This is a genomic window from Blastococcus sp. DSM 46786 (assembly GCF_900109665.1).
Taxonomy (GTDB): Bacteria; Actinomycetota; Actinomycetes; order Mycobacteriales; family Geodermatophilaceae; genus Blastococcus; species Blastococcus carthaginiensis.
This window is the reverse complement of sequence record NZ_FOAO01000001.1, coordinates 360,125-383,827: the sequence shown is the minus strand read 5'-3', so window position 1 is coordinate 383,827 and position 23,703 is coordinate 360,125. Positions and strand designations below refer to the sequence as shown.

The following is a 23,703-nucleotide window of genomic DNA, read 5'->3' as shown; positions in this document are numbered from 1 at the left end:
GCAAGGCGCGCCGGGACACCGGCCAGTCGGGCCCGGCCACCCAGCAGTCCACCAGCAACACGAGGGGAGGGACCCGATAGTGGGTCAGAAGGTCAACCCGCACGGGTTCCGACTCGGGATCACCACCGACTACAAGTCCCGGTGGTACGCGGACAAGCTGTACAAGGACTACGTCAAGGAAGACGTCGCGATCCGCAAGCTCATGTCCAAGGGCATGGAACGGGCCGGCATCTCCAAGGTGGAGATCGAGCGCACCCGTGACCGGGTCCGCGTCGACATCCACACCGCCCGCCCGGGCATCGTCATCGGCCGCCGCGGCGCCGAGGCCGACCGCATCCGCGGCGAGCTCGAGAAGCTCACCGGCAAGCAGGTGCAGCTGAACATCCTCGAGGTCAAGAACCCGGAGTCGGATGCGCAGCTGGTCGCCCAGGGCGTCGCCGAGCAGCTCTCCAGCCGGGTCAGCTTCCGCCGCGCGATGCGCAAGGCCATGCAGTCGGCCCAGCGCAGCCCGCAGGTCAAGGGCATCCGGGTGCAGTGCTCCGGTCGCCTCGGCGGTACGGAGATGAGCCGGTCGGAGTTCTACCGCGAGGGCCGCGTGCCCCTGCATACGCTCCGCGCGAACATCGACTACGGCATCTACGAGGCCCGCACGACCTTCGGTCGCATCGGCGTCAAGGTGTGGATCTACAAGGGCGACGTCAGCGGCTCGCGCGCCGAGCGGGAGGCCCTCGAGGCCCTCGCCCAGCGTCAGCAGCGCCGTGAGCGCGCTCAGCGGCCCCAGCGCCGCTCGGGCTCCTCGGGCACCACCGCGGGTGGCACCGAGGCCGGGCGCGCCGCCGTCGAGTCCTCCACCGGGCCGGTCGCCGACACCACGACGGCGGCTGCCGAGAGCACCGTCGCGCAGACCTCCGGCGAGGCCGCGTCCGAGCAGACCATCGCTCAGGCCGCGGGTCCCGAGGCCACTGCGGCCGCCGAGACCACGGCTGCCGACAACACGGCGACCGAGAACACGGAGAGCTGAGCCATGCTCATCCCACGGCGCGTCAAGCACCGCAAGCAGCACCACCCGAGCCGCTCCGGCCGGGCCAAGGGCGGCACCGAGATCAACTTCGGTGAGTACGCCATCCAGGCCCTGGAGCCGGCCTACGTCACGAACCGGCAGATCGAGTCGGCGCGTATCGCGATGACCCGGCACATCCGTCGTGGCGGGAAGGTGTGGATCTCGATCTACCCCGACCGTCCGCTGACCAAGAAGCCCGCCGAGACCCGCATGGGTTCCGGTAAGGGCTCGCCCGAGTGGTGGGTGGCCAACGTCAAGCCCGGCCGTGTGCTGTTCGAGCTGTCCGGTGTCGCCGAGCCCGTGGCCCGCGAGGCCATGCGTCGCGCGATCCACAAGCTGCCGATGAAGTGCCGCTTCATCACGCGTGAAGGAGAAGTGTGATGGCCGCTGGTCTGACCGCTCCCGAGCTGCGCGAGCTCTCCGTCGATGAGCTCGCCTCGCGGCTGCGCGAGTCGAAGGAAGAACTGTTCAACCTGCGGTTCCAGGTGGCCACCGGCCAGCTGGACAACAACCGGCGACTGCAGACCGTCCGCCGCGACATCGCCCGGATCTACACGATCATGCGCGAGCGCGAGCTGGGTCTCTCGGTCGCCCCGAACGAGGGTGTGGCATGAGCGAGACCCAGCAGTCGTCCGGCCCCGGCCTGGCCGGCCGTGGCTACCGCAAGGTCCGCGAGGGCCTCGTCGTCAGCGACAAGATGGAGAAGACCATCGTCGTCGAGGTCGAGGACCGCGTGAAGCACGGCCTGTACGGCAAGGTCATCCGCCGGACCAGCAAGCTGAAGGCCCACGACGAGCAGGGGGTCGCCGGCGTCGGTGACCGCGTGCAGATCATGGAGACCCGGCCGGCGTCGGCCACCAAGCGGTGGCGGCTGGTCGAGGTCATCGAGAAGGCCAAGTAAGAGGCGGCCCTCCGGGGCCGCGACGGGTAGGAGTACCCTGGGCGACTGGCGCGCACCTCATCGCTGTCGAGGTGGTCGCGCGCCGCATCCCGGTACCCGTGCTTCGGACGCACCGGCGGCAGCAGCCGCCGGTGCGTCCGCACGCGAGTGCCGGACAGCCGGTTCACCGTTCCGGCCCGGCTGTCACCACAAGTATTGGGGAGTAGGACGTGATCCAGCAGGAGTCGCGGCTGCGAGTCGCCGACAACACCGGTGCGAAGGAGATCCTCTGCATCCGGGTTCTCGGTGGCTCCGGGCGACGCTACGCGGGCATCGGCGACGTCATCGTCGGCACCGTGAAGGACGCGCTGCCGGGTGCCGGCGTCAAGAAGGGCGACGTGGTCAAGGCCGTCGTCGTCCGCACGGTGAAGGAGCGGCGTCGTCCCGACGGCTCCTACATCCGCTTCGACGAGAACGCCGCGGTCATCATCCGCGACAGCGGCGACCCGCGCGGTACGCGCATCTTCGGGCCCGTCGGCCGGGAGCTCCGCGACAAGCGCTTCATGCGGATCATCTCGCTCGCCCCGGAGGTGCTGTGATCATGGCTGCCGCCAGCAACGGCAAGACGCCGTCGATGAAGGTCAAGAAGGGCGACACCGTCCTGGTCCTGTCCGGCAAGGACAGGGGCGCGAAGGGGCGTGTCATCGCCGCCTACCCCAAGCTCCAGCGCGTGCTGGTCGAGGGTGTCGGCCGCGTGCGCAAGCACACCCGCATCAGCTCGAACCAGCGCGGCGCCCAGCAGGGCGGGATCGTCACGCAGGAGGCGGCCATCCACGTGAGCAGCGTGATGGTGGTCGACTCCGAGGAGAAGCCGACCCGGGTCGGCTACCGCAAGGACGAGGAAGGCCGCAGCATCCGGGTCTCGCGGCGCACCGGTAAGGACCTCTGAACCTCATGAGCGCACCCACCCGTGAGCTGCCCCGCATGCTCGCCCACTACCGCGAGACGATCGTGCCCGCCCTCCAGTCGGAGTTCGGCTACGAGAACGTCATGCAGATCCCGCGCCTGACGAAGATCGTCGTCAACATGGGCGTCGGCGAGGCCACCCGCGACGCCAAGCTGATGGACGGCGCGGTCCGCGACCTCACCGCCATCACCGGTCAGAAGCCGGCCGTCGTCCGGGCCCGCAAGTCCATCGCGCAGTTCAAGCTGCGCGAGGGCATGCCGATCGGCGCAAAGGTCACCCTCCGCGGCGACCGCATGTGGGAGTTCCTCGACCGCCTGCTGTCGCTGGCCCTGCCCCGCATCCGCGACTTCCGCGGTCTGAACGCCAAGCAGTTCGACGGCAACGGCAACTACACGTTCGGCCTGACCGAGCAGTCGATGTTCCGCGAGATCGACGTCGACAGGATCGACCGTCCCCGCGGCATGGACATCACCCTGGTCACCACCGCGACCAACGACGAGGAGGGTCGCGAGCTGCTCCGCCAACTCGGCTTCCCCTTCGCCGGCCAGCCCGTCATCACGACCGTCCGCTGAGCCGGGCAGGAGAGAAGAGATGGCCAAGAAGGCGCTGATCAACAAGGCAGCTCGCACCCCGAAGTTCAAGGTGCGCGGCTACACCCGCTGCCAGCGGTGCGGACGCCCGCACTCGGTCTTCCGCAAGTTCGGCCTGTGCCGGATCTGCCTGCGGGAGATGGCCCACGCCGGGGAGCTCCCCGGCGTGCGAAAGTCCAGCTGGTAGAAGGACCCGGCTGCTCCCCGTGACACGCTTCGCGCGCCACGGGGCCCTGCAGCCGGGCCGTTCCAGGCCCTCACCAACGGGGCCGGCGCGGGTGCGACACGCACAGCAGTAACTGTCCACTAGGCACCACCGATCGCCGAGAGGCCCGGCGCCAAGTCCCTGAGACCCGGCGCACGAGGAACCGCGGCGAGAGAGGCACCACTCACGTCATGACGATGACCGACCCGATCGCAGACATGCTGACGCGTCTGCGCAACGCCAACCAGGCGTACCACGACTCCGCGGTCATGCCGTCGTCGAAGCTGAAGACGCACATCGCCGAGATCCTCCAGCAGGAGGGTTACATCGCCGGCTGGCGCGTGGACGACGTCGACAAGGACGGCAACCCCTTCAAGCAGCTGGTCGTCGACCTGAAGTACGGCCCCAACCGCGAGCGGAGCATCGCCGGGGTCCGCCGGGTCTCCAAGCCCGGTCTGCGGGTGTACGCGAAGTCCACCGCACTGCCCAAGGTGCTCGGCGGGCTCGGCGTGGCGATCATCTCGACCTCGACCGGGCTGCTGACCGACAAGCAGGCGAACAAGAAGGGCGTGGGTGGGGAAGTCCTCGCCTACGTCTGGTAAGAGGAGCGAGCGAAGATGTCACGGATCGGACGACTCCCGATCGCCGTGCCCGGTGGTGTGGACGTCGCCATCGACGGTCAGACGGTCAGCGTGAAGGGACCCAAGGGCGCGCTCAGCCACACGGTCGCCGCGCCGATCACCGTCGAGCGCGACGAGGACGGCACGCTGCGGGTGCAGCGCCCCAACGACGAGCGGCAGAACCGCGCCCTGCACGGGCTCTCGCGGACTCTGATCGCCAACATGATCACCGGCGTCACCGAGGGCTACACCAAGACCCTCGAGATCGTCGGTGTCGGTTACCGCGTCCAGGCTCGCGGCTCGGACCTCGAGTTCGCCCTGGGCTTCAGCCACCCCGTGCCGGTGAAGGCCCCGGAGGGCATCACGTTCGCGGTCGAGTCCCCGACCCGTCTGCGGGTCAGCGGCATCGACAAGCAGCTGGTCGGTGAGGTGGCGGCCAAGATCCGCAAGATCCGCAGGCCCGACCCGTACAAGGGCAAGGGTGTGCGGTACCAGGGCGAGGTCGTCAAGCGCAAGGTCGGGAAGACGGGTAAGTGATGGCTCAGGCAACTGCTCCCAAGAACGGGAAGACCGCCGGCGGCCGCAAGCCCGTCGGCACCGACATCAGCACGGCGCGCCGCACCTCGCGGCTGCGTCGGCACAACCGGCTGCGCAAGCGGGTCTCCGGCACGCCGGAGCGCCCGCGTCTGGTGGTCAAGCGCAGCTCGCGCCACATCCACGTGCAGATCGTCGACGACACCGTCGGTCGCACCGTGGTGAGCGCCTCCACCATGGACGCCGGCCTGCGCGGCGCCGAGGGCGACAAGTCCGCCCTGGCCCGTCAGGTGGGTGCCCTGGTGGCCGAGCGCGCGAAGGCCGCCGGCATCACGGCGGTCGTCTTCGACCGCGGGGGCAACCGCTACGCCGGGCGCATCGCCGCCCTGGCCGACGGTGCCCGCGAGGGTGGGCTGGACTTCTGATGACCACCTACCCCACCAGCACGAGCGAGCAGATCGAGAGGGACGTCTGATGCCAGGACCACAGCGACGCGGCGGCGGCGCCGGCGGCGGCAACGACCGCCGGGACCGTCGTGACGGCGGGCGGGGCCCCGGAGGCGCGCCCGCCGAGAAGAGCAACTACATCGAGCGCGTGGTGGCCATCAACCGCGTGTCCAAGGTCGTCAAGGGTGGTCGGCGCTTCAGCTTCACCGCCTTGGTGATCGTGGGCGACGGTGACGGCACCGTGGGCGTCGGCTACGGCAAGGCCAAGGAGGTGCCCGCGGCGATCGCCAAGGGCGTCGAGGAGGCCAAGAAGCACTTCTACAAGGTGCCCCGCATCGCCAGCACCATCCCGCACCCCGTGCAGGGTGAGGCGGCGGCCGGCGTGGTGCTGCTGAAGCCGGCCAGCCCCGGTACCGGTGTCATCGCCGGTGGCCCGGTGCGTGCCGTCCTCGAGTGCGCCGGGATCCACGACGTGCTCTCCAAGAGCCTCGGTTCGTCGAACCCGATCAACATCGTGCACGCCACCATGCAGGCGCTGAAGGACCTCGTCCGCCCCGAGGAGATCGCGGCCCGCCGCGGGCTGCCCCTCGAGGACGTGGCCCCGGCCGCCATGCTGCGTGCGCGTGCGGGCCAGGGGGTGTGACGTGGCGCAGATCAAGGTGACCCAGATCAAGTCGGCCATCGGCACCAAGCCGAACCAGCGCCAGACGCTGCGTTCGCTCGGGCTGAAGCGGATCAACGACTCGGTCGTCCAGGAGGACCGTCCCGAGATCCGCGGGATGGTCGCGACGGTGCCGCACCTGGTCACCGTCGAAGAAGTCTGAGGAAAGACTCGCTATGACACTGAAGGTCCACCACCTGCGGCCGGCCCCCGGCGCCCACACCAAGAAGACCCGCGTGGGTCGTGGTGAGGGTTCCAAGGGCAAGACGGCCGGGCGCGGTACCAAGGGCACCGGCGCGCGGGGCACCGTCTCCCCGCGCTTCGAGGGCGGGCAGACCCCGCTGAACATGCGGCTGCCCAAGCTCTCGGGCTTCAAGAACAACAACAAGGTCGTCTTCCAGGTCGTCAACCTCGACCGGATCGCGGCCCTGTTCCCGCAGGGCGGTCCGGTCAACCCGGACACGCTGGCCGAGGCCGGCGCCGTGCGCCGCGGCCAGCCGGTCAAGGTGCTCGGCACGGGCGACCTCGGCGGGGTCAAGGTCGACGTGCACGCGAACGCCTTCTCCGCCTCCGCGGCCGAGAAGATCGCCGCGGCCGGAGGCAGCACCACCCGCATCTGACAGCAGAAGGACCCCCCTGCCCCTCAGGTCCCCTCGCCGGGGCCGCCGCGAGCACGCGAGCGGTGAGGGGCACGGGGGTCCTTTTGCCGCCTCGCACCAGTGCGGGGCGGGCCGATTGCTAACCTGACTCGACCGACAAGGGGAGGGCACGTGCTGCAGGCGTTCGCCGCGGCGTTCCGGACGCCAGACCTCCGGCGCAAGCTGCTGTTCTCCCTGGCGATCATCGCCGTCTACCGGCTGGGGGCCGCGGTCCCCGGGCCCGGTGTCTCGGTGGAGGCGATCAACAGCTGCCTGGAGCAGGCGCAGGCCTCGGACCAGCGCGACCTCTACTCGCTGGTGAACCTGTTCTCCGGCGGGGCGCTGCTGCGGCTCTCGGTGTTCGCGCTGGGGATCATGCCGTACATCACGGCGAGCATCATCGTGCAGCTGCTGGTGGTGGTGATCCCGCGCTTTGAGCAGCTGAAGAAGGAAGGGCAGTCGGGTCAGGCGAAGCTGACCCAGTACACCCGGTACCTCACCATCGCGCTGGCCGTGCTGCAGAGCACCGGCATCATCGCGCTGGCACGCAGCGGACAGCTGTTCCCGAACTGCTCCGAGGAGATCATCCCCTCGGATTCCGTCTGGACGACGGTGGTCCTGGTCATCGCGCTGACCGCCGGTACCGCGCTGATCATGTGGCTCGGCGAGCTGCTCACCGAGAAGGGGATCGGCAACGGCATGTCCGTGCTGATCTTCACCTCGATCGCGGCGCGCATCCCGGCCGAGGGTGGCTCGATCCTGCAGACCCGCGGCGGCATCGTCTTCGCCGTCGTCTGCGCCTTCGCGGTCGTCATCATCGGCACGGTCGTCTACGTCGAGCAGGCCCAGCGGCGCATCCCGGTCCAGTACGCCAAGCGGATGGTCGGGCGCCGCATGTACGGCGGGACCTCGACCTACCTCCCGCTGAAGGTGAACCAGGCCGGCGTCATCCCGGTCATCTTCGCCTCGTCGCTGCTGTACCTGCCGCAGTTGATCGTGCAGCTCCAGGGCACCGAGACCGGTGGCGTCCGCCAGTTCTTCGAGACGTACATCATCGACCAGAGCAGCCCGGTCCACATCGCGGTCTTCTTCGGCCTGATCGTCTTCTTCACGTACTTCTACGTGTCGATCACGTTCAACCCGGAGGAGCGGGCCGACGACATGAAGCGCTACGGCGGCTTCATCCCGGGCATCCGCCCCGGCCGGCCCACCGCCGAATACCTGCAGTACGTGCTGTCCCGGATCACCCTGCCCGGGTCGATCTACCTGGGTGTGGTCGCCGTCCTGCCCAACTTCTTCCTGGCCGTCACGCAGGAGGGGCAGAACCAGAACTTCCCGTTCGGCGGCGTCGCCGTGTTGATCATGGTCGGAGTGGGGTTGGAGACGGTGAAGCAGATCGAGACGCAACTGAACCAGCGGAACTACGAAGGGTTCCTGAAGTAGTGCGCGTCGTCCTCCTGGGGCCGCCCGGAGCGGGCAAGGGCACCCAGGCGCAAATCATCGCCGGCAAGCTCGGGGTCCCCGCGATCTCGACGGGTGACATCTTCCGGGCGAACGTGAGCGGGCAGACGGAGCTGGGCCGCAAGGCCAAGGTCTACATGGACGCCGGCGACCTCGTCCCCGACGAGATCACGGTGGCCATGGTCAAGGGTCGGCTGGCAGAGGCCGACGCCACGGGTGGCTTCCTGCTCGACGGCTTTCCCCGCACCATCGCGCAGGCCGAGCAGCTGCGGTCCTCCCTCCAGGACCTGGGGCACGGGCTGGACCGGGTCCTCGAGCTGGTCGTCGACGAGGACGAGCTGGTCCGCCGCCTCTCCGGCCGGCGGATGCTCGTCGACGGCCAGATGGTCCAGCGGGACGACGACAAACCCGAGACCGTCCGGCACCGGCTGAAGGTGTACCGGGAACAGACCGCACCGCTGTCCGGCTTCTACGAGGGCGAGGGACTGCTCGCGCCGATCGACGCGATCGGCTCCGTCGAGGAGGTCACCTCGCGCGCGATGCGCGCCCTGGGCGTCCACGGCGACGGCGAGGCCGGTCAGCCGGCCGCCGTCTGATCCGGCGGCCGGGCGCGGTGGAGAGGCGACGCGGCAGATGACGGCAGGAATCCTCGGCCGCCTTCCGTTGCTCGCGAAGTGGAGTGGACGCATGATCCAGATCAAGACGCCGCACGAGATCGAGCTGATGCGGGGGGCCGGGCTGGTCGTCGCGGGGGCGATCGCGGCGGTCCGCGCCGCCATCCGGCCGGGGGTGACCACCGGCGAGCTCGACGCGATCGCCGAGGACCACATCCGCAGCGCGGGGGCGGTGCCCTCGTTCCTCGGGTACCACGGGTTCACGGGCAGCATCTGCGCGTCGATCAACGACGAGATCGTGCACGGCATCCCGCGCAAGGACCGGACGCTGGCGACCGGTGACAACATCTCGGTCGACTGCGGCGCCATCCTGGACGGGTGGCACGGCGATTCGGCCGTGACGATGACCGTCGGCGAGCCCTCGGCCGAGGATGCCGCACTCATGGCCGTCACCGAGCGCTCGATGTGGGCCGGTCTCGCCCGGGCGGTCGCGGGGGGGCGGCTCACCGACATCAGCTCTGCCGTGGAGCAGGAGATCCGCCGCGAGCAGCACCCGTACGGCATCGTCGACAACTACGGCGGCCACGGCATCGGCACCGAGATGCACCAGGACCCGCACGTGCTGAACTACGGGCGTCCCGGCCGCGGGCCCAAGCTCGTCCCCGGGTTGGCGCTGGCGATCGAGCCCATGGTGACGGTGGGGGACCCGGCGACGGTCGAGCTCGAGGACGGCTGGACCGTCGTCACCAAGGACGGGTCGCGCGCCGCGCACTTCGAGCACACGGTGGCGATCACGCCGGAGGGCCCGTGGGTCCTCACCGCCGAGGACGGTGGCGTCGCCGGCCTCGCCCCGTTCGGCATCACGCCGCGCACCTAGAAGGAGCCTCGTTCTCCCCACCACTCGCTCCGCTCGCGGCGGGACCCTGAACGAGGGCCGTTCCAGTGCGTCACCTGCTCGCGGCGGGACCCTGAACGAGGGCCGTTCCAGTGCGTCACCTGCTCGCGGCGGGACCCTGAACGAGGGCCGTTCCAGTGCGTCACCTGCTCGCGGCGGGACCCTGAACGAGGGCCGTTCCAGTGCGTCACCTGCTCGCGGCGGGACCCTGAACGAGGGCCGTTCCAGCACGTCACCTGCTCCCGCCGGACCCCTGCGACGGGGGAGTTCCAGCACGTCATCGGGGCCGATCCAGCACGTCACCGCGGCCGTTCCGGCTCGCCACCCCGGGGTGCGGGCCGTCACTCCCGGGGCGGGTTGGTGACTCGTGGGACACCGGGGTACGATCTTCTGTGGCGCTAGCGCCGTTCCATGGTCGTGCTGTGGCCGCATGACCCGGAGCGCCCTCTGCGAGAGCGTCAGCACCACCCGATCTGCAATCTCCGAGCGCGTCCAGCCGGGTACCGGCGCGGGCGCACGAGGATCCAGTACCACCGAGTCAAGGAGTGCGTGTAGGGCATGGCGAAGAAGGACGGGGCCATCGAGGTCGAGGGTCGCGTCGTCGAGCCGCTGCCCAACGCGATGTTCCGGGTCGAGCTGCAGAACGGGCACCGGGTGCTCGCCCACATCAGCGGCAAGATGCGTCAGCACTACATCCGCATCCTGCCCGAGGACCGCGTGGTCGTGGAGCTCTCGCCCTACGACCTGACCCGCGGTCGCATCGTCTACCGCTACAAGTGACCGTCGCGGACCCGCACGTCCTGCGGGGTCCCGGCACATCGATTTCGAGGAATGAGGGGCGGCACCGGTGAAGGTCCAGCCGTCGGTGAAGAAGATCTGCGACAAGTGCAAGGTGATCCGCCGGCACGGCCGGGTCATGGTCATCTGCGACAACGCCCGGCACAAGCAGCGCCAGGGCTGAGGGAGTACCAGAACATGGCACGACTGGCTGGCGTCGACCTGCCCCGCGAGAAGCGGATGGAGATCGCGCTCACCTACATCTATGGCATCGGCAAGCACCACGCCAAGGAGACCTTGGCCGCGACGGGCGTCAACCCCGACCTGCGTGCCAAGGACCTCAGCGACGAGGACCTGCTGAAGCTGCGCGACTACATCGACGAGCACTTCCGCGTCGAGGGTGACCTGCGCCGCGAGGTGGCCGCCGACATCCGTCGCAAGGTGGAGATCGGTTGCTACCAGGGCCTGCGGCACCGCCGTGGCCTCCCGGTGCACGGTCAGCGCACCCGTACCAACGCGCGCTCGAGCAAGGGCCCGCGCAAGACCATCGCCGGCAAGAAGAAGGCCGGCAAGAAGTAGACGCTCGGGGGGCTCCGCCCCCCGAGTGCCCCCCGGCTCGGCTTGCGGCCCGTACGCAGCCTCACCGGATCCAGGCCACGAAAGACAAAGGATTCGACAGACATATGCCTCCCAGGGCTCGCGCCGCGGCCGGTGCCAAGAAGGTCCGCCGCAAGGAGAAGAAGAACGTCGCTCACGGTGCTGCGCACATCAAGAGCACGTTCAACAACACGATCGTCTCGATCACCGACCCGACCGGGAACGTGATCAGCTGGGCCTCCGCCGGCCACGTCGGCTTCAAGGGCTCGCGCAAGTCGACGCCGTTCGCCGCGCAGATGGCCGCCGAGAACGCCGCCCGCAAGGCGCAGGAGCACGGCATGCGCAAGGTCGACGTCTTCGTGAAGGGTCCCGGCTCCGGCCGCGAGACCGCGATCCGCTCCCTGCAGGCCACCGGCCTCGAGGTCGGGCAGATCCAGGACGTGACGCCGCAGCCGCACAACGGCTGCCGCCCCAAGAAGCGCCGCCGGGTCTGACCGGCCACCGACGAGATCGAACGAGGTAGATAGACGTGGCCCGTTACACCGGAGCCGACTGCCGCCTGTGCCGGCGCGAGAAGATGAAGCTGTTCCTCAAGGGCAGCAAGTGCGAGTCCCCGAAGTGCCCGATCGAGATCCGGCCGTATCCGCCGGGCGAGCACGGCCGGGGTCGCAGCAAGGACAGCGAGTACCTGCTGCAGCTGCGCGAGAAGCAGAAGGCCCGCCGCATCTACGGCGTGCTCGAGAAGCAGTTCCGCGGCTACTACGAAGAGGCCAACCGCAAGACCGGCAAGACCGGTGAGGTCCTGCTGCAGATCCTCGAGTCGCGGCTGGACAACGTGGTCTACCGGGCCGGCTTCGCCGAGTCCCGCGACATGGCTCGCCAGCTGGTGCGCCACGGCCACATCCGGGTGAACGGCCGCAAGGTCGACATCCCGTCCTACCGCGTCAGCGAGAACGACATCGTCGAGGTCGCCGAGAAGTCGCGCACCATGATGCCGTTCGAGGTGGCGCAGGCCCGTGCCGGCGAGCGTCCCGTGCCGCCGTGGCTGGAGGTCATCAGCAGCCAGCTGCGCGTGCTCGTCCACAGCATCCCGGCCCGTCAGGTGATCGACACCCCGGTCCAGGAGCAGCTGATCGTGGAGCTCTACTCCAAGTAGCAGTTCGTCCCCAGGTGCCGGGATCCCCGATCCCGGCACCTGGGGTCACGGCTCCGTCGGGCGGACAGATGCCCGCGCGGAGCCAGCACCACCACCTCACGGCGTCATATGGCGGGTGCCGGAGGACCTGAAGGAGAAACGCAATGCTCATCGCACAGCGCCCCACGCTGACCGAGGAGACCATCACCGAGCAGCGCTCGCGGTTCGTCATCGAGCCGCTCGAGCCGGGTTTCGGGTACACCCTCGGCAACTCCCTGCGGCGCACGCTGCTGTCGTCCATCCCCGGTGCCGCTGTCACCAGCATCCGCATCGAGGGCACCCTGCACGAGTTCACCACCGTGCCGGGCGTCAAGGAGGACGTCACCGAGATCATCCTGAACCTCAAGAGCCTGGTCGTCAGCTCCGACTCCGACGAGCCGGTGACGATGTACCTGCGCAAGCAGGGCCCGGGTGAGGTGACCGCCGCGGACATCGCGCCGCCGGCCGGCGTCGAGGTGCACAACCCCGACCTCCACATCGCCACCTTGAACGGCAAGGGCCGCCTGGAGATCGAGCTCGTCGTCGAGCGCGGTCGTGGCTACGTGCCGGCCCCGCAGAACAAGCAGCCCGGCCAGGAGATCGGCCGCATCCCCGTCGACTCGATCTACTCGCCGGTCCTCAAGGTCACCTACGCCGTCGAAGCGACCCGTGTCGAGCAGCGCACCGACTTCGACCGCCTCGTGGTCGACGTCGAGACCAAGCCCTCCATCGCTCCGCGCGATGCCATCGCGTCGGCCGGGTCGACGCTGGTGGAGCTGTTCGGCCTGCTGCGCGAGTTGAACATCGACGCCGAGGGCATCGAGGTCGGGCCCAGCCCGGCCGAGGCCGCCGACATCGCGAACTTCTCGATGCCGATCGAGGACATGGACCTCACCGTCCGGTCCTACAACTGCCTCAAGCGCGAGGGTGTGCACACGGTCGGCGAGCTCGTCACCCGTTCCGAGGCCGACCTTCTCGACATCCGCAACTTCGGGGCCAAGTCGATCGACGAGGTCAAGATGAAGCTGGCCGCCATGGGCCTGGCGCTCAAGGACAGCCCGCCCGGGTTCATCCCCACCTCGATCGAGAGCTACGACGAGGGGTACGAGACCGACGCCTACCAGGGCACCGGCGAGTACGCCGCGGGTTACGACCAGGCGCAGTACGACGACGGCTCCTACCAGGAGACCGAGCAGCTCTAAGAGGATCCCGTCCTCCCCACCCTTCGCGAGTTCAGGGTGGGCCCCGGGACGGGGCCAGCCGGGCGGCGGGGCGACCCGCCGTCCGGCGCAGCCGTTCGACACGCAACACTGGACGAGCACCACAGACGCTTTGCACCACGGATGCAGCCGGCACCGAGCGCCCGGCCGCCTGAGGAAGGACCGACATGCCCACCCCCACCAAGGGCCCCCGTCTCGGCGGGTCCCCCGCGCACGAGCGGCTGATGCTGGCGAACCTGGCCACCTCGCTGTTCGAGCACGGGCGGATCACCACCACCGAGGCGAAGGCCAAGCGGCTCCGTCCGCTGGCCGAGAAGCTGGTGACCTTCGCGAAGCGCGGTGACCTGCACGCCCGTCGTCAGGTGATGACGACCATCCGTGACAAGGACGTCGTCCACACCCTGTTCGCCGAGATCGGTCCTCGCTACGAGAACCGCCCGGGCGGCTACACCCGTATCACCAAGGTCGGCCCGCGCAAGGGCGACAACGCCCCCATGGCGGTCATCGAGCTGGTCGAGGCCCTGACCGTGGGGCAGCAGGCCGTCGGCGAGGCCGAGCGTGCCCGTGGCACCCAGTTCGCCACCGGCGCCGGTGCGGCCGCGGCCGCCGGCGAGGTCACCGCCGACGCGGTCGAGCCGGCCGACTCCGCCGACTCCGTCGACAGCCCGGAGTCCGCCGACAGCGCCGGCTCCGTGGACAGCGCCGACTCCCCGGACGAGGTCGCCGCCGAGGCGCCCGCCGCGGATGCCGACGCCGAGGGCACGGACGCCCGATGAGCGAGCCCCAGGACGTCCCGGGTGCGGGCGCGGCCGGCGTCTCCGCCGGTGGCGGCGACCAGGGGGCCACGTTCGAGGGTGAGACCACCGGTCCCGGCGGCGACACCTCGCCGGCCGTCACCGAGTCGTCGCCCGCCCACCCGAGCGTGAGCGACGAGGCCCAGGAGGTCGTCACCGACCTCTACAACCCCGACGACGAGCGCCACGACGACGGCGACGTGACGCCGCAGCCGCAGCGCGAGAACGCCGCCGTCGTGGAGGACCCCGCGCTCTCGCCGGAGGTGGCCCGCGCCGCTGCGGCGGAGGTCGAGGCCGCCGAGCTCGGCGACGCGGCGACGGCCAGCGAGCAGTACCAGGGCGGCGACGCCGCGCCCGACCCGCAATGACACTCGAGAACGCGACCGGCCGCTGATCACGCATCAGCCGCAGGACGAGCCCGCCACCGACCCCGGTGGCGGGCTCGTCCGTCTCCGGCTGGCCGTGCAGTACGACGGCACCGGCTTCCACGGCTGGGCCCGCCAGCCGGCGGTGCGGACCGTGCAGGAAGAGTTGGAGCGCGGTCTCGCGACGGTGCTGCGCCGGAACGTCGACCTCACGGTGGCCGGCCGCACCGATGCGGGCGTGCACGCCACCGGCCAGGTCGTGCACTGCGACGTGCCGCAGGGGGTGTGGACCGAGCAGCACGCGAAGCTGGTCCGCCGGCTGCGGGGCGTGCTGCCGCCGGACGTCGTGGTCCGCTCGGTCACCGAGGCGCACCCGGACTTCGACGCGCGCTTCGGTGCCCTGGCCCGCCACTACGCCTACCGGCTGACCGACGACCCGGCCGGATCGCCGCCGCTGCGCCGCACCGACACGGTGGCCTGGCCCCGCCGGCTCGACGCCGCCGCCATGGACCTCGCCGCCGGGCTGCTCCTCGGCGAGCACGACTTCGCGGCGTTCTGCAAGCGGCGGGAGGGGGCGACCACCATCCGCACGCTGCTGCGGCTGAGCGTCTCGCGCGTGGCGGAGGACGCCGGCGTCGAGGTGGTCCGCATCGACGCCTCGGCCGACGCCTTCTGCCACTCCATGGTGCGCAGCCTCGTGGGCGGGTTGATCGCGGTCGGCGAGGGGCGGCGCCCGTTGGACTGGCCGGCCGGCCTGCTGCAGCGCACCGGCCGCGCCAGCGAGGTGCCGGTCGCCCCCGCCCACGGGCTGACGTTGATCGATGTCGACTACCCGCCGGACGCCGGGCTCGCCGCCCGGACCGGCGTCACCCGGGCCCGCAGGAACGGGTGACGCCGGGGCCGGCGGGCGTCGCCCGGGTCGATCACGGCACCGCGGCGACCGCCTCCGCGATCGGCGTCCCGCCCGCGACCAGCTCGACGACCGCACCGTCGCGCGGGTGGTCCAGGAACTCCAGCAGGACGGCGGCGACGTCGTCGCGCGGGATCTCCCCCCGCTCGACGTGCCGGTCGAGGGTGACCTGGCCCGTGCCGGCGTCGTCGGTGAGCCCGCCCGGTCGCAGCACGGTCACCGCCAGCCCCGGACGCGCGAGGAGGTCCTGCTCGGCGGCCAGCTTCGCGCGCAGGTAGGCGGCGAACACGTCGTCGAGGCCCTCGGGCGTGCCGCTCCCGGCCACGAGGTCGGTGCCCATGGAGGAGACCAGCAGGTAGGGGCGCACGCCCGCGCGCTCGGCGGCGTCGGCGAGCAGCACCGCGGCGCCCCGGTCGACGCTGTCCTTCCGCTCGGCCCCGCTGCCCGGGCCGGCGCCCGCGGCGAAGACGACGGCGTCGGCGCCTCGCACCACCTCGGCGACGTCGTCGACCGAGGCGGATTCGAGGTCGATCACCGCCGGCGTGGTGCCGTCGGCCTCCAGGTCGGCCCGGTGGTCGGGGTTGCGGACGAGGCCGACGACGGTGTCGCCGCGGCTGGACAGCAGACGGCCGAGGCGGCGGGCGACCTGCCCGTGGGCCCCGGCGATGACGATGCGCATTCCCGGGCCCTACCCGGGAGGCATCCCCCCTACCGCCCGAGCCCGCGCCAGCTCTTCCGGGGTGTCGCAGTCCAGCCACGGAGCGGGCCGCCCTGGCTCGACGGGCGGGGACCAGCGGTCGACGTCGAGCCCGGACACCACCCGGTGCAGCGCCCGGGGGCCGGCCGGGTCCGCCACGGCCGCGCGTAGCGCCGCGGTGCGCCAGGCGCCGAGCAGGAACTGGTCGCGGCCGGTGTCGTCGACCACCAGCACCCCGTCGCGGCGCAGCCGCCGGCGCAGCGCTCCGACGAGGTCGGCGGTGAGGAACGGGAGGTCGGCGGCGAGGACGACGACGGTGGCGGTGTCCACGTGCTCCAGACCGGCGCGCAGCGCAGTCACCGGCCCCCCGCCGGGCGGCGTCTCGCGCATCAGGAGGACGCCGGCGGGGACCTCCTGCGCGGGTCCGACCACGACCCGCCGCCGGGCATCGGCCACCGCGTCGAGGACGGTGCCGAGCAGCGTCCGGCCGCCGACGCGCAGCTGGGGCTTGGCCTGCCCGCCGAGCCGTTCGGCCCGGCCACCGGCCAGGACCACGGCCGAGTAGAGGGTCAGCGGGTCCACACCGTCACCGTAGGCGCGCGGCATGGGTACCGTCGCCCGCGTGGGACGAGTCACCAGCCGCACCCCGGTGCTGCGAATCCGCGGTCCGCAGCACACCACCCGGCCCGACACGGTCGCCGCGGAAGAGCCGCTGGAGATCCGGCTGGGCGGCACCGCCCTCGCGATCACGATGCGCACGCCCGGCGACGACTTCGACCTGGTGCACGGGTTCCTGGCGACCGAGGGCGTGATCCGCGGGGCCGACGACGTCGCCGGTCTGCGCTACTGCGACTCCGTGGACGCCGACGGCCGCAACACCTACAACATCGTGGACGTCGACCTCGCGCCCGGCGTGCCGGTGCCCGACACCGGCCTGGAGCGGAACTTCTACACCTCCAGCTCCTGTGGCGTGTGCGGCAAGGCGAGCATCGACGCCATCCGCACCAAGACCTCCTTCGACGTCGCCGCCGACGCGGTGGAGCTGCCGCTGGAGGTGCTGCTGGCGCTGCCCGACCGGCTGCGCGCCGCGCAGCAGGTCTTCGACAAGACCGGCGGGCTGCACGCGGCCGGGCTGTTCACCGCCGACGGGGAGCTGCGCGCCCTGCGGGAGGACGTCGGCCGGCACAACGCCGTGGACAAGGTGATCGGCGACGGCGTCCGCGAGGGCCGGCTGCCGCTGGCCGGGCAGGTGCTGATGGTGAGCGGCCGGGCCAGCTTCGAGCTGACCCAGAAGGCGGCCATGGCGGGCATCCCGGTGCTGGCCGCGGTCTCGGCACCGTCGTCCCTGGCGGTGGAGCTGGCGCGCGAGGTGGGCATCACCCTGGTCGGCTTCCTGCGCGGCGACGGCTGCAACGTCTACACCCGCACCGAGCGGATCGAGCTGCCCGCATAGGCGTACCGCTCGACAGCACCCGCCTGCCGATGCATCGCCAGACGATGCATGAGGCGCTAGCCTGGGGCGGTGACCGCACGGCCGCTCACCGAGCCCGCCTTCCTCGTGCTGGCGGCGCTCGCCGACCGGCCCCGGCACGGCTACGGCGTGATCGGCGAGGTGGAGGAGCTCTCCGGCGGCCGGGTGAGGCTGCGGGTCGGCACCCTGTACGGGGTGCTCGACCGGCTGGTGGCAGAGGGGGCCATCGAGCCGGAGCGCGAGGAGGTGCACGCCGGGCGGGTGCGCCGGTACTACCGGCTCACCGGCGCGGGCCGGCAGGTGCTGGAGGCCGAGGTGGCGCGCCTGGAGGCCAACGCCCGCGCTGTCCGGGGGCGGCTGGCGGTGCGCCCGGCATGAGCCCCCTCGAGGAGCGGTACCGGCGGCTGCTGCGCCTCCTCCCGGAGCCCGCCCGCTCCCGGTGGGCCGACGACATGGTCGGGACGTACCTGGCGGCCACCACCCGGGACGATCCGGAGTACGCCGAGTTCGGCAGCCCCACGCCGGCCGACCGCCTCGACGTCCTGCGGCTGGCGCTTCGACTGCACCTGGGGGCGCCGGGAGCGACGATCCGCGCCGTCGCAGCCGGGCGGACGGTGCGCCTGGTCGCACTGACGGGCAGCGTCGCGCTGGCGACGCAGGGCCTGGTCGGCCTGGCCATGGCGGCGTGGGTCCACGGCCTCGTGCCGGGTGTGCCCGCCCCGCAGCTCCCCGGGCCGCTGCTCCTCCGTCCGGAGGCGGCCCTCGGGCATGTCGTGGACGTCCTCCTCGTGGCCCTGGCGGTGTGCCTGGTCCGCGGTGCGTCGACCGCCCGGCCGCTCGCCGTCGCAGCCCTCCTCGGCCTGGTGCTCGCCACGTCGCTGCGGCTCGGCGGGCCGACGACGCTGCCGGCGGTGCTGTCGCTGGTCACGTGGGCGGTGCCGCTGCTCGCGGCCGTGCTCGTGCCCGCCGAGCCGGCGCCCCGGAGGGCCCGGTGGCAGGTCGTCGTCCCGGCCCTCGTCACCCTCCTGGGGCCGGTCGTCGCGACGGCCGGGTGGGCCGCCTCGAGGCCGGAGCGCGAGCCGGGGGCGTGGTTGCTGGCGCTGGGCCAGCCGGTCGGCTGGTGGGTGGTGGCGCTCGTCGCTGCCGGGGCGGCCGTGCTGTCCCGCCCATCGGCGACGGCGGTGGGGCGGCTGGGCGTCGCCGCACTGGGCGTCGCGCTGCTCCCGTCGTTGGCGGGCCAGCTGACCTACGGCGGCGTGGCCGGCTACCGGGCCGTCGTCGTCACCGGGCTGGTCCTCCTCGCCGGAACGGTCCTGGTCACCGGGGCGTCCGGTGTCCGGCACGTGCGCGCGCTGCCGGCCGGGGCCACCGGCGACCGGAGCCGCTGATCCCCGCGGCGGTCAGCTGTGGTCGCCGCCGCGCAGCTGGCTGACCACGTGCGGGAGCAGCGGCGCCAGGACGGCGAGCCCGTCCTTCACCCCGCCGGTCGAGCCGGGCAGGTTGACGATCAGGGTGCGCCCCGCCGTCCCGGCCAGGCCGCGGGAGAGGACCGCCGTCGGCACCCCGCGCTCGGCCCCGTAGCGGCGGACCGCCTCGGCGATGCCCGGCGCCTCCCGCTCCAGCACCGCGCGGGTGGCCTCGGGGGTGACGTCGGTGGGGGAGAGCCCCGTGCCGCCGGTGGTGAGGACGACGTCGAACCCGGCGTCGACCGCGTTGCGGAGCACGGCCTCCAGTTCGGTCGCGTCGTCCGGTCGCACGTGCGGCCCCTCCACGTCGAACCCGAGCTCTCGCAGGCCCGCGGCGAGGGCCTTGCCGCTGCGGTCGTCGTAGACGCCGGCGTAGGCGCGGTTGGAGGCCGTGAGCACCATCGCGCGGGCGTCCGGCGGCAGCGGGGCGGTCACCGACTCCACTCGCCGCTCTTGCCGCCGGACTTGCGCAGCAACCGGACGTCGGTGATGGCCGCCCGCGGGTCGACCGCCTTCACCATGTCGATCATGGTCAGCCCGGCCACGGTGACCGCCGTGAGCGCCTCCATCTCCACCCCGGTGCGGTCGGCGGTGCGGGCGGTCGCGGTGATCTCGACGGCGTCGTCGGCGACCTCGAGGTCGACGGTGACCCCGTGCAGCGCGATCGGGTGGCACAGCGGCACGAGGTCCGGCGTCCGCTTGGCCCCGGCGATGCCGGCGATCCGCGCCACGGCCACGGCGTCGCCCTTGGGCACCCCCTCGCCGCGCAGCAGGCCCACGACCTCCGGGCTGACCAGCACCCGGCCGGCGGCGGTGGCCTCGCGGGCGGTCACGGTCTTCGCGGAGACGTCGACCATCCGGGCGGCGCCGGACTCGTCGACGTGGGTGAGACGCGGCTCGCTCACTGGAGTGCTCCCTCGATCAGCACGACGTCCACGGAGGCGCCGGCGGGTAGTTCGGTGACGTCCTCGGGCACGACGACCAGGCAGTTGGCCCGGGCCAGGTGCGCGACCAGGTGCGAGCCGGGCCCGCCGACCTGGGAGACCTCGCCGCCGTCGTAGCGGCCGCGCAGGAACTGGCGGCGGCCCGCGGGGGAGCGCAGCGGCCCGGACAGCCGCGCCGGCGCCCGCAGGCGGTCGGGTGCGGTGTGCCCGAGGGCGCGGCGCAGCGCCGGGCGGACGAACACCTCGAAGGAGACGAAGGCGCTGACCGGGTTGCCGGGCAGGGTGACCACGGGGACGCCGTCGACGGTGCCGGCACCCTGCGGGCCGCCGGGCTGCATCGCGACCTTGCCGAACTCCACCGTGCCGAGCGTGCGGAAGGCGTCCTTCACGACCTCGTAGGCGCCGGCGCTGACGCCGCCGCTGGTGATCAGCAGGTCCGCCGTGGCCAGCTCGGCGCGCACGGTCGCGAGGAACTGGTCGACGTCGTCGGGGACGAAGTGCAGCCGCCGCGGCACGCCCCCGGCCTCCTCCACCGCGGCGGCCAGCAGTGCGGAGTTCGACTCGTAGATCTGGCCGCGCGAGAGTGGCTGCCCCGGCGCGACCAGCTCGCTGCCGGTGGAGAGGACCAGCACCCGCGGCCGGCGCCGCACGACGAGCTCCGAGACGCCCACCGCCGCGGCCAGGCCCAGCTGGGCGGCGCCGAGCGGGGCGCCGGCGCAGAGCGCGACGGTGCCGGCGGCGATGTCCTCACCGGCGCCCCGCAGGTGGCTCCCTGCCGCGGGCCGGTCGCGGATCTCCACGACGTCCGTGCCGCCGTCGGTGAGCTCCACGGGGACGACGACGTCCGCGCCCGGGGGCAGCGGGGCCCCGGTCATGATGCGGTGGACGGTGCCCGGCGCCAGCGGGACGACGTCGGTGCGCCCGGCGGGGATGTCCTCGGCCACCGGCAGCCGCACCGGGCCACCGTCCGCGCCGGCGAGCTCGGCCCACCGGCCCGCGTAACCGTCCATCGCCGAGTTGTCGAAGCCGGGCAGCGGCACCTCGGCGACGACGTCGCGCGCAAGCACCCGGCCGTGCGCCTCGGCCAGGGGCACGGTCTCCTCGGGCAGGGCGCGCAGCAGGGCGTCCACCGCTGCCTGGTGTTCCTCGACCGTCCGCACGGGGCACATCCTCGCCCATCGCCGCGCACCCGACAGCGGCGGTGGGCGGGAGGTGCGTGCATGGCAGCGGTCGTCGTGCTGGGGCAGGTCGGCCGCGACCTGGTGCTGCGGCTCCCGGCGGTGCCGGAGGCCGGCGGCTCGGCCCCCGCCACGGGCCGTGCGGAGCTGCTCGGCGGGAAGGGGGCCAACCAGGCGGTCGCTCTCGTGCAGCTCGGTGTCCCGGTGGCGCTGGTCGGCGTCGTCGGGGACGACGCCGCGGGGCGGGACGTGCTGGCGCAGGCGGCAGCCGACGGCATCGACGTCTCCTGCGTCGTTCCCCGGCCGGGCACGCCGACCGCGCTCCTGCTGGACCTGGTCGAGGACGGCGGCCGGCGGCGGCTGGTCGAGGACGTCCCGCCCGGTGCGCTGCTCACCCCCGCCGACGTGGCCACCGCCGGCGGGACGGTCGCGGGCTGCCAGGTGCTGAGCCTCCAGCTGCAGCAACCGGGTGCGGCCGTGCGCGCGGCGCTGGAGCGGGTGCCCCGGACGGCGCTCGTCGTGGCCGACGGGGCACCGGAGGACGCGGCGACCCGGGACGCGGTGCTCGGGCGCGCGGACGTCGTCCGGGCCGACGCCGCCGAGGCCGAGCTCCTGGTGGGCCGGCGGCTGTCCGGGCTGGACGACGCGCGGGACGCCGCCGCGCGGCTGCTCGCGGCGGGCCCCCGGCTGGTGGCGCTGGCGGTCGGCGAGCAGGGCGACCTGGTGGCGTGGCGCGCAGGCCCCGCGCCCGGTGCGGCAGCGGGGATCGGGGAGGTCGACCCGGCGTGGACCGACGGCGAGCTGCTCGTGCCGCGGCTGGGCGGCCCACCGGTCGACCCCACCGGTGCCGGGGACGTCTGGGTGGCCGCCCTCGTCGCGGCGCTGCACGGCCGGGGCGGTCCGGAGGAGGCAGCGTGGCTCGGCGCCGCGGCGGCGGCCTCCACGGTGGCGCACGCGGGAGGCCGGCCGGCGCTGGACCCGGCGGCGCTGGCCGAGGTGATCGACCGGGAGCGCGACCGGCACGGCGCCCGGTTATCGTCCGGTCGTGGCTGAGATCGACCGGATGCTCGAGACGAACGCGGCCTGGGCGGAGCAGGCCCCCGGGCTCGGTGGGCCGGCACGCCCCTCCCGGGGCACGGCCGTGGTGGCGTGCATGGACGCCCGGATGGACGTCTACCGGCTGCTGGGGCTGGTGCCGGGTGAGGCGCACGTCATCCGCAACGCCGGCGGTGTGGTGACCGACGACGTGCTGCGCTCGCTCGCCATCTCCCAGCACGTGCTCGGCACCCGCGAGGTGGTGCTGGTGCACCACACCCGTTGCGGCCTGGCCGGGGCCGACGAGGCCGCCTTCGCCGACCAGGTCGAGCAGGCGGCCGGGCAGCGCCCGCCGTGGCCGATGCGCGCCTTCGCCGACGTCGACGACGACGTCCGGGAGTCGGTGCGGCTGGTGCGCGAGTCCCCGTACCTGCTCGCCGCCGAGGTGCGGGGAACGGTCTACGACGTCGACAGCGGTCGGCTGCGCACCGTCGTGTGAGCGCGGGCGGAAGACCGCTCCGACCCTGCTGGTATCGTGCCCGGTTGGCGCGCGTGCCGGCTGGTGCCGCGCGTGCAGATCCGTCTCCCGTGCTCGGCGAGGCGATCCCACCAGCCATCCCGACGACGACGGAGGACGCGCGCCGTGCGCACGTACACCCCCAAGCCCGGCGAGGTCGCCCGGGCCTGGCACGTCATCGACGCCACCGATGTGGTGCTCGGTCGACTGGCCAGCCAGACCGCGCAGCTCCTGCGCGGCAAGCACAAGCCCCAGTACGCCCCGCACGTGGACGTCGGCGACTTCGTCGTCATCGTCAACGCCGGCAAGGTCGCCCTGACCGGGTCCAAGCGGGACGACAAGCTCGCCTACCGGCACTCCGGTCACCCGGGTGGTCTCAAGACCATCAACGTGGGTGACCAGCTGCGCACGCACCCCGACCGCGTCATCGAGCGCGCCATCAAGGGCATGCTCCCGCACAACACGCTGGGTCGGCAGATGCTGAAGAAGCTCAAGGTCTACGCCGGCCCGGAGCACCCGCACGCCGCGCAGCAGCCCCAGACCTACGAGATCAAGCAGGTGGCCCAGTGACCAGCGCACTGACCGTGACCGACGCCGAGGGGCGTCCGGTGCAGACCGTCGGCCGTCGCAAGGAGGCCGTCGTCCGCGTGCGGCTGCTCCCCGGCACCGGCCAGTTCACGCTCAACGGCCGCTCCCTCGAGGAGTACTTCCCGAACAAGGTGCACCAGCAGCTCATCCGTGAGCCGTTCGTGACCCTCGAGAAGGCCGAGCAGTACGACGTCGTCGGCATCCTCAAGGGTGGCGGCGTCACCGGGCAGGCCGGCGCGCTGCGCCTGGCCATCGCCCGCGCCCTCATCGAGGTCGAGGCCGAGGACCGCCCGGCCCTCAAGAAGGCCGGCTTCCTCACCCGTGACCCGCGGGTCAAGGAGCGCAAGAAGTACGGGCTCAAGAAGGCCCGCAAGGCGCCTCAGTACTCCAAGCGCTGAC

At 72.3% G+C, this 23,703-nt stretch carries 37 protein-coding genes and 1 pseudogene; 33 read left to right on the top strand and 5 right to left on the bottom strand.

The features are described 5' to 3' along the window. The first annotated feature begins 79 nt into the window (after positions 1-79). The 26 genes and pseudogenes from rpsC to truA all read left to right on the top strand — a co-directional run bounded on the left by rpsC (position 80) and on the right by truA (position 15,390). Entirely contained in the window at positions 80-1,021 is a 942-nt protein-coding gene (rpsC, locus tag BMW62_RS01895; protein WP_091929106.1) for a 30S ribosomal protein S3, read from the top strand. A 3-nt stretch (positions 1,022-1,024) separates the two neighbouring features. Beyond that, positions 1,025-1,441 carry a 50S ribosomal protein L16 gene (rplP, locus tag BMW62_RS01890; protein WP_014377986.1) on the top strand — a complete coding sequence of 139 codons (417 nt, stop codon included), beginning with the start codon at positions 1,025-1,027 and terminating at the stop codon, positions 1,439-1,441. Next, positions 1,441-1,674 carry a 50S ribosomal protein L29 gene (rpmC, locus tag BMW62_RS01885; RefSeq protein ID WP_091929105.1) on the top strand — a complete coding sequence of 78 codons (234 nt, stop codon included), beginning with the start codon at positions 1,441-1,443 and terminating at the stop codon, positions 1,672-1,674. The genes rplP and rpmC overlap by 1 nt, the downstream gene beginning before the upstream one ends. Beyond that, positions 1,671-1,961, top strand: coding sequence for a 30S ribosomal protein S17 (rpsQ, locus tag BMW62_RS01880; protein WP_091929104.1), 291 nt, complete (start codon positions 1,671-1,673; stop codon positions 1,959-1,961). The genes rpmC and rpsQ overlap by 4 nt, the downstream gene beginning before the upstream one ends. Positions 1,962-2,170: 209 nt before the next feature. Further along, positions 2,171-2,539, top strand: coding sequence for a 50S ribosomal protein L14 (gene rplN / locus BMW62_RS01875; RefSeq protein WP_091929103.1), 369 nt, complete (start codon positions 2,171-2,173; stop codon positions 2,537-2,539). A gap of 35 nt (positions 2,540-2,574) precedes the next feature. Next, entirely contained in the window at positions 2,575-2,889 is a 315-nt protein-coding gene (rplX, locus tag BMW62_RS01870) for a 50S ribosomal protein L24 (RefSeq protein ID WP_091929184.1), read from the top strand. A 35-nt stretch (positions 2,890-2,924) separates the two neighbouring features. After that, on the top strand, positions 2,925-3,479 hold the full coding sequence (gene rplE / locus BMW62_RS01865; protein ID WP_139206165.1) for a 50S ribosomal protein L5: 555 nt from the start codon (positions 2,925-2,927) through the stop codon (positions 3,477-3,479). 19 nt (positions 3,480-3,498) lie between these two features. Further along, positions 3,499-3,684, top strand: coding sequence for a type Z 30S ribosomal protein S14 (locus BMW62_RS01860; protein ID WP_091929101.1), 186 nt, complete (start codon positions 3,499-3,501; stop codon positions 3,682-3,684). Between the two features lie 209 nt (positions 3,685-3,893). Beyond that, the gene (gene rpsH, locus BMW62_RS01855; protein WP_091929100.1) at positions 3,894-4,304 is read left to right on the top strand and encodes a 30S ribosomal protein S8; all 411 of its coding nucleotides are present in this window, start codon (positions 3,894-3,896) and stop codon (positions 4,302-4,304) included. A gap of 15 nt (positions 4,305-4,319) precedes the next feature. After that, entirely contained in the window at positions 4,320-4,859 is a 540-nt protein-coding gene (gene rplF, locus BMW62_RS01850) for a 50S ribosomal protein L6 (protein ID WP_091929099.1), read from the top strand. After that, the gene (gene rplR / locus BMW62_RS01845) at positions 4,859-5,281 is read left to right on the top strand and encodes a 50S ribosomal protein L18 (RefSeq protein WP_091929098.1); all 423 of its coding nucleotides are present in this window, start codon (positions 4,859-4,861) and stop codon (positions 5,279-5,281) included. The genes rplF and rplR overlap by 1 nt, the downstream gene beginning before the upstream one ends. Before the next feature lie 49 nt (positions 5,282-5,330). Beyond that, entirely contained in the window at positions 5,331-5,945 is a 615-nt protein-coding gene (gene rpsE / locus BMW62_RS01840; RefSeq protein ID WP_026857030.1) for a 30S ribosomal protein S5, read from the top strand. A 1-nt stretch (position 5,946) separates the two neighbouring features. Beyond that, positions 5,947-6,126, top strand: coding sequence for a 50S ribosomal protein L30 (rpmD, locus tag BMW62_RS01835; protein ID WP_091929097.1), 180 nt, complete (start codon positions 5,947-5,949; stop codon positions 6,124-6,126). Between the two features lie 19 nt (positions 6,127-6,145). Next, positions 6,146-6,583 (top strand): 50S ribosomal protein L15, encoded by a 438-nt coding sequence (gene rplO, locus BMW62_RS01830; protein ID WP_280138598.1) that lies wholly within the window; start codon positions 6,146-6,148, stop codon positions 6,581-6,583. A 150-nt stretch (positions 6,584-6,733) separates the two neighbouring features. Continuing rightward, a complete protein-coding gene (gene secY / locus BMW62_RS01825; RefSeq protein WP_091929095.1) occupies positions 6,734-8,044 on the top strand; it encodes a preprotein translocase subunit SecY in 1,311 nt (436 codons plus the stop codon). Then, on the top strand, positions 8,044-8,658 hold the full coding sequence (locus tag BMW62_RS01820; protein WP_091929094.1) for an adenylate kinase: 615 nt from the start codon (positions 8,044-8,046) through the stop codon (positions 8,656-8,658). Before secY ends, BMW62_RS01820 begins: the two co-directional genes overlap by 1 nt. A 91-nt stretch (positions 8,659-8,749) precedes the next feature. Then, positions 8,750-9,553, top strand: a complete 804-nt coding sequence (gene map / locus BMW62_RS01815) for a type I methionyl aminopeptidase (RefSeq protein ID WP_091929093.1) — start codon at positions 8,750-8,752, stop codon at positions 9,551-9,553. 576 nt (positions 9,554-10,129) lie between these two features. Beyond that, positions 10,130-10,351: a translation initiation factor IF-1 gene (infA, locus tag BMW62_RS01810; protein WP_012950459.1), complete on the top strand. Its 222-nt coding sequence runs from the start codon at positions 10,130-10,132 to the stop codon at positions 10,349-10,351. Positions 10,352-10,418: 67 nt separating this feature from the next. Continuing rightward, on the top strand, positions 10,419-10,532 hold the full coding sequence (gene rpmJ, locus BMW62_RS01805) for a 50S ribosomal protein L36 (protein ID WP_012950458.1): 114 nt from the start codon (positions 10,419-10,421) through the stop codon (positions 10,530-10,532). Positions 10,533-10,546: 14 nt separating this feature from the next. Then, positions 10,547-10,927 carry a 30S ribosomal protein S13 gene (rpsM, locus tag BMW62_RS01800; protein WP_091929092.1) on the top strand — a complete coding sequence of 127 codons (381 nt, stop codon included), beginning with the start codon at positions 10,547-10,549 and terminating at the stop codon, positions 10,925-10,927. A gap of 104 nt (positions 10,928-11,031) precedes the next feature. After that, positions 11,032-11,439 (top strand): 30S ribosomal protein S11, encoded by a 408-nt coding sequence (gene rpsK / locus BMW62_RS01795; protein WP_012950456.1) that lies wholly within the window; start codon positions 11,032-11,034, stop codon positions 11,437-11,439. A gap of 35 nt (positions 11,440-11,474) precedes the next feature. Continuing rightward, positions 11,475-12,101, top strand: coding sequence for a 30S ribosomal protein S4 (gene rpsD / locus BMW62_RS01790; RefSeq protein ID WP_091929091.1), 627 nt, complete (start codon positions 11,475-11,477; stop codon positions 12,099-12,101). A 143-nt stretch (positions 12,102-12,244) separates the two neighbouring features. Next, a complete protein-coding gene (locus BMW62_RS01785; RefSeq protein WP_091929090.1) occupies positions 12,245-13,321 on the top strand; it encodes a DNA-directed RNA polymerase subunit alpha in 1,077 nt (358 codons plus the stop codon). 185 nt (positions 13,322-13,506) lie between these two features. Then, positions 13,507-13,854, top strand: a pseudogene (gene rplQ, locus BMW62_RS23070) (50S ribosomal protein L17); the annotation flags it as partial. Between the two features lie 257 nt (positions 13,855-14,111). Next, on the top strand, positions 14,112-14,501 hold the full coding sequence (locus BMW62_RS01775) for a hypothetical protein (RefSeq protein ID WP_091929088.1): 390 nt from the start codon (positions 14,112-14,114) through the stop codon (positions 14,499-14,501). A 94-nt stretch (positions 14,502-14,595) separates the two neighbouring features. Beyond that, positions 14,596-15,390 carry a tRNA pseudouridine(38-40) synthase TruA gene (gene truA, locus BMW62_RS01770; protein WP_244523776.1) on the top strand — a complete coding sequence of 265 codons (795 nt, stop codon included), beginning with the start codon at positions 14,596-14,598 and terminating at the stop codon, positions 15,388-15,390. 31 nt (positions 15,391-15,421) lie between these two features. Here the strand turns inward: truA and BMW62_RS01765 are convergent, their stop codons facing one another. Together BMW62_RS01765 and BMW62_RS01760 are read right to left on the bottom strand one after the other, a co-directional pair. Then, on the bottom strand, positions 15,422-16,087 hold the full coding sequence (locus tag BMW62_RS01765; protein ID WP_091929086.1) for an NAD(P)H-binding protein: 666 nt from the start codon (positions 16,085-16,087) through the stop codon (positions 15,422-15,424). 9 nt (positions 16,088-16,096) lie between these two features. Continuing rightward, positions 16,097-16,687 carry a molybdenum cofactor guanylyltransferase gene (locus BMW62_RS01760; RefSeq protein WP_244523775.1) on the bottom strand — a complete coding sequence of 197 codons (591 nt, stop codon included), beginning with the start codon at positions 16,685-16,687 and terminating at the stop codon, positions 16,097-16,099. Positions 16,688-16,727: 40 nt separating this feature from the next. Here BMW62_RS01760 and fdhD point away from each other — a divergent pair, with 40 nt between their 5' ends. From fdhD to BMW62_RS01745, 3 genes are all read left to right on the top strand, one after another. Next, positions 16,728-17,558, top strand: a complete 831-nt coding sequence (gene fdhD / locus BMW62_RS01755) for a formate dehydrogenase accessory sulfurtransferase FdhD (RefSeq protein WP_091929183.1) — start codon at positions 16,728-16,730, stop codon at positions 17,556-17,558. A gap of 69 nt (positions 17,559-17,627) precedes the next feature. Continuing rightward, positions 17,628-17,954 carry a PadR family transcriptional regulator gene (locus BMW62_RS01750; RefSeq protein WP_091929084.1) on the top strand — a complete coding sequence of 109 codons (327 nt, stop codon included), beginning with the start codon at positions 17,628-17,630 and terminating at the stop codon, positions 17,952-17,954. Then, positions 17,951-18,964, top strand: coding sequence for a hypothetical protein (locus BMW62_RS01745; RefSeq protein WP_091929083.1), 1,014 nt, complete (start codon positions 17,951-17,953; stop codon positions 18,962-18,964). Before BMW62_RS01750 ends, BMW62_RS01745 begins: the two co-directional genes overlap by 4 nt. Before the next feature lie 12 nt (positions 18,965-18,976). Here BMW62_RS01745 and BMW62_RS01740 read toward each other — a convergent pair whose 3' ends face one another. Genes BMW62_RS01740 through glp form a run of 3 tightly spaced genes read right to left on the bottom strand, consistent with a single transcriptional unit; the run spans position 18,977 to position 21,155 of the window. Next, positions 18,977-19,477 (bottom strand): MogA/MoaB family molybdenum cofactor biosynthesis protein, encoded by a 501-nt coding sequence (locus BMW62_RS01740; protein ID WP_211434932.1) that lies wholly within the window; start codon positions 19,475-19,477, stop codon positions 18,977-18,979. After that, positions 19,474-19,947 carry a cyclic pyranopterin monophosphate synthase MoaC gene (gene moaC / locus BMW62_RS01735; RefSeq protein WP_091929082.1) on the bottom strand — a complete coding sequence of 158 codons (474 nt, stop codon included), beginning with the start codon at positions 19,945-19,947 and terminating at the stop codon, positions 19,474-19,476. Before moaC ends, BMW62_RS01740 begins: the two co-directional genes overlap by 4 nt. Further along, entirely contained in the window at positions 19,944-21,155 is a 1,212-nt protein-coding gene (glp, locus tag BMW62_RS01730) for a molybdopterin molybdotransferase MoeA (protein ID WP_244523774.1), read from the bottom strand. Before glp ends, moaC begins: the two co-directional genes overlap by 4 nt. A gap of 51 nt (positions 21,156-21,206) precedes the next feature. Between glp and BMW62_RS01725 the strand changes: the two genes are divergently transcribed. From BMW62_RS01725 to rpsI, 4 genes are all read left to right on the top strand, one after another. After that, positions 21,207-22,217, top strand: a complete 1,011-nt coding sequence (locus tag BMW62_RS01725) for a PfkB family carbohydrate kinase (protein ID WP_091929080.1) — start codon at positions 21,207-21,209, stop codon at positions 22,215-22,217. Then, positions 22,210-22,698: a beta-class carbonic anhydrase gene (locus BMW62_RS01720; RefSeq protein WP_091929079.1), complete on the top strand. Its 489-nt coding sequence runs from the start codon at positions 22,210-22,212 to the stop codon at positions 22,696-22,698. Before BMW62_RS01725 ends, BMW62_RS01720 begins: the two co-directional genes overlap by 8 nt. A 144-nt stretch (positions 22,699-22,842) precedes the next feature. Beyond that, positions 22,843-23,286, top strand: coding sequence for a 50S ribosomal protein L13 (gene rplM, locus BMW62_RS01715; protein ID WP_091929078.1), 444 nt, complete (start codon positions 22,843-22,845; stop codon positions 23,284-23,286). Continuing rightward, a complete protein-coding gene (gene rpsI / locus BMW62_RS01710; RefSeq protein WP_091929077.1) occupies positions 23,283-23,702 on the top strand; it encodes a 30S ribosomal protein S9 in 420 nt (139 codons plus the stop codon). Before rplM ends, rpsI begins: the two co-directional genes overlap by 4 nt. Position 23,703: the final 1 nt, after the last annotated feature.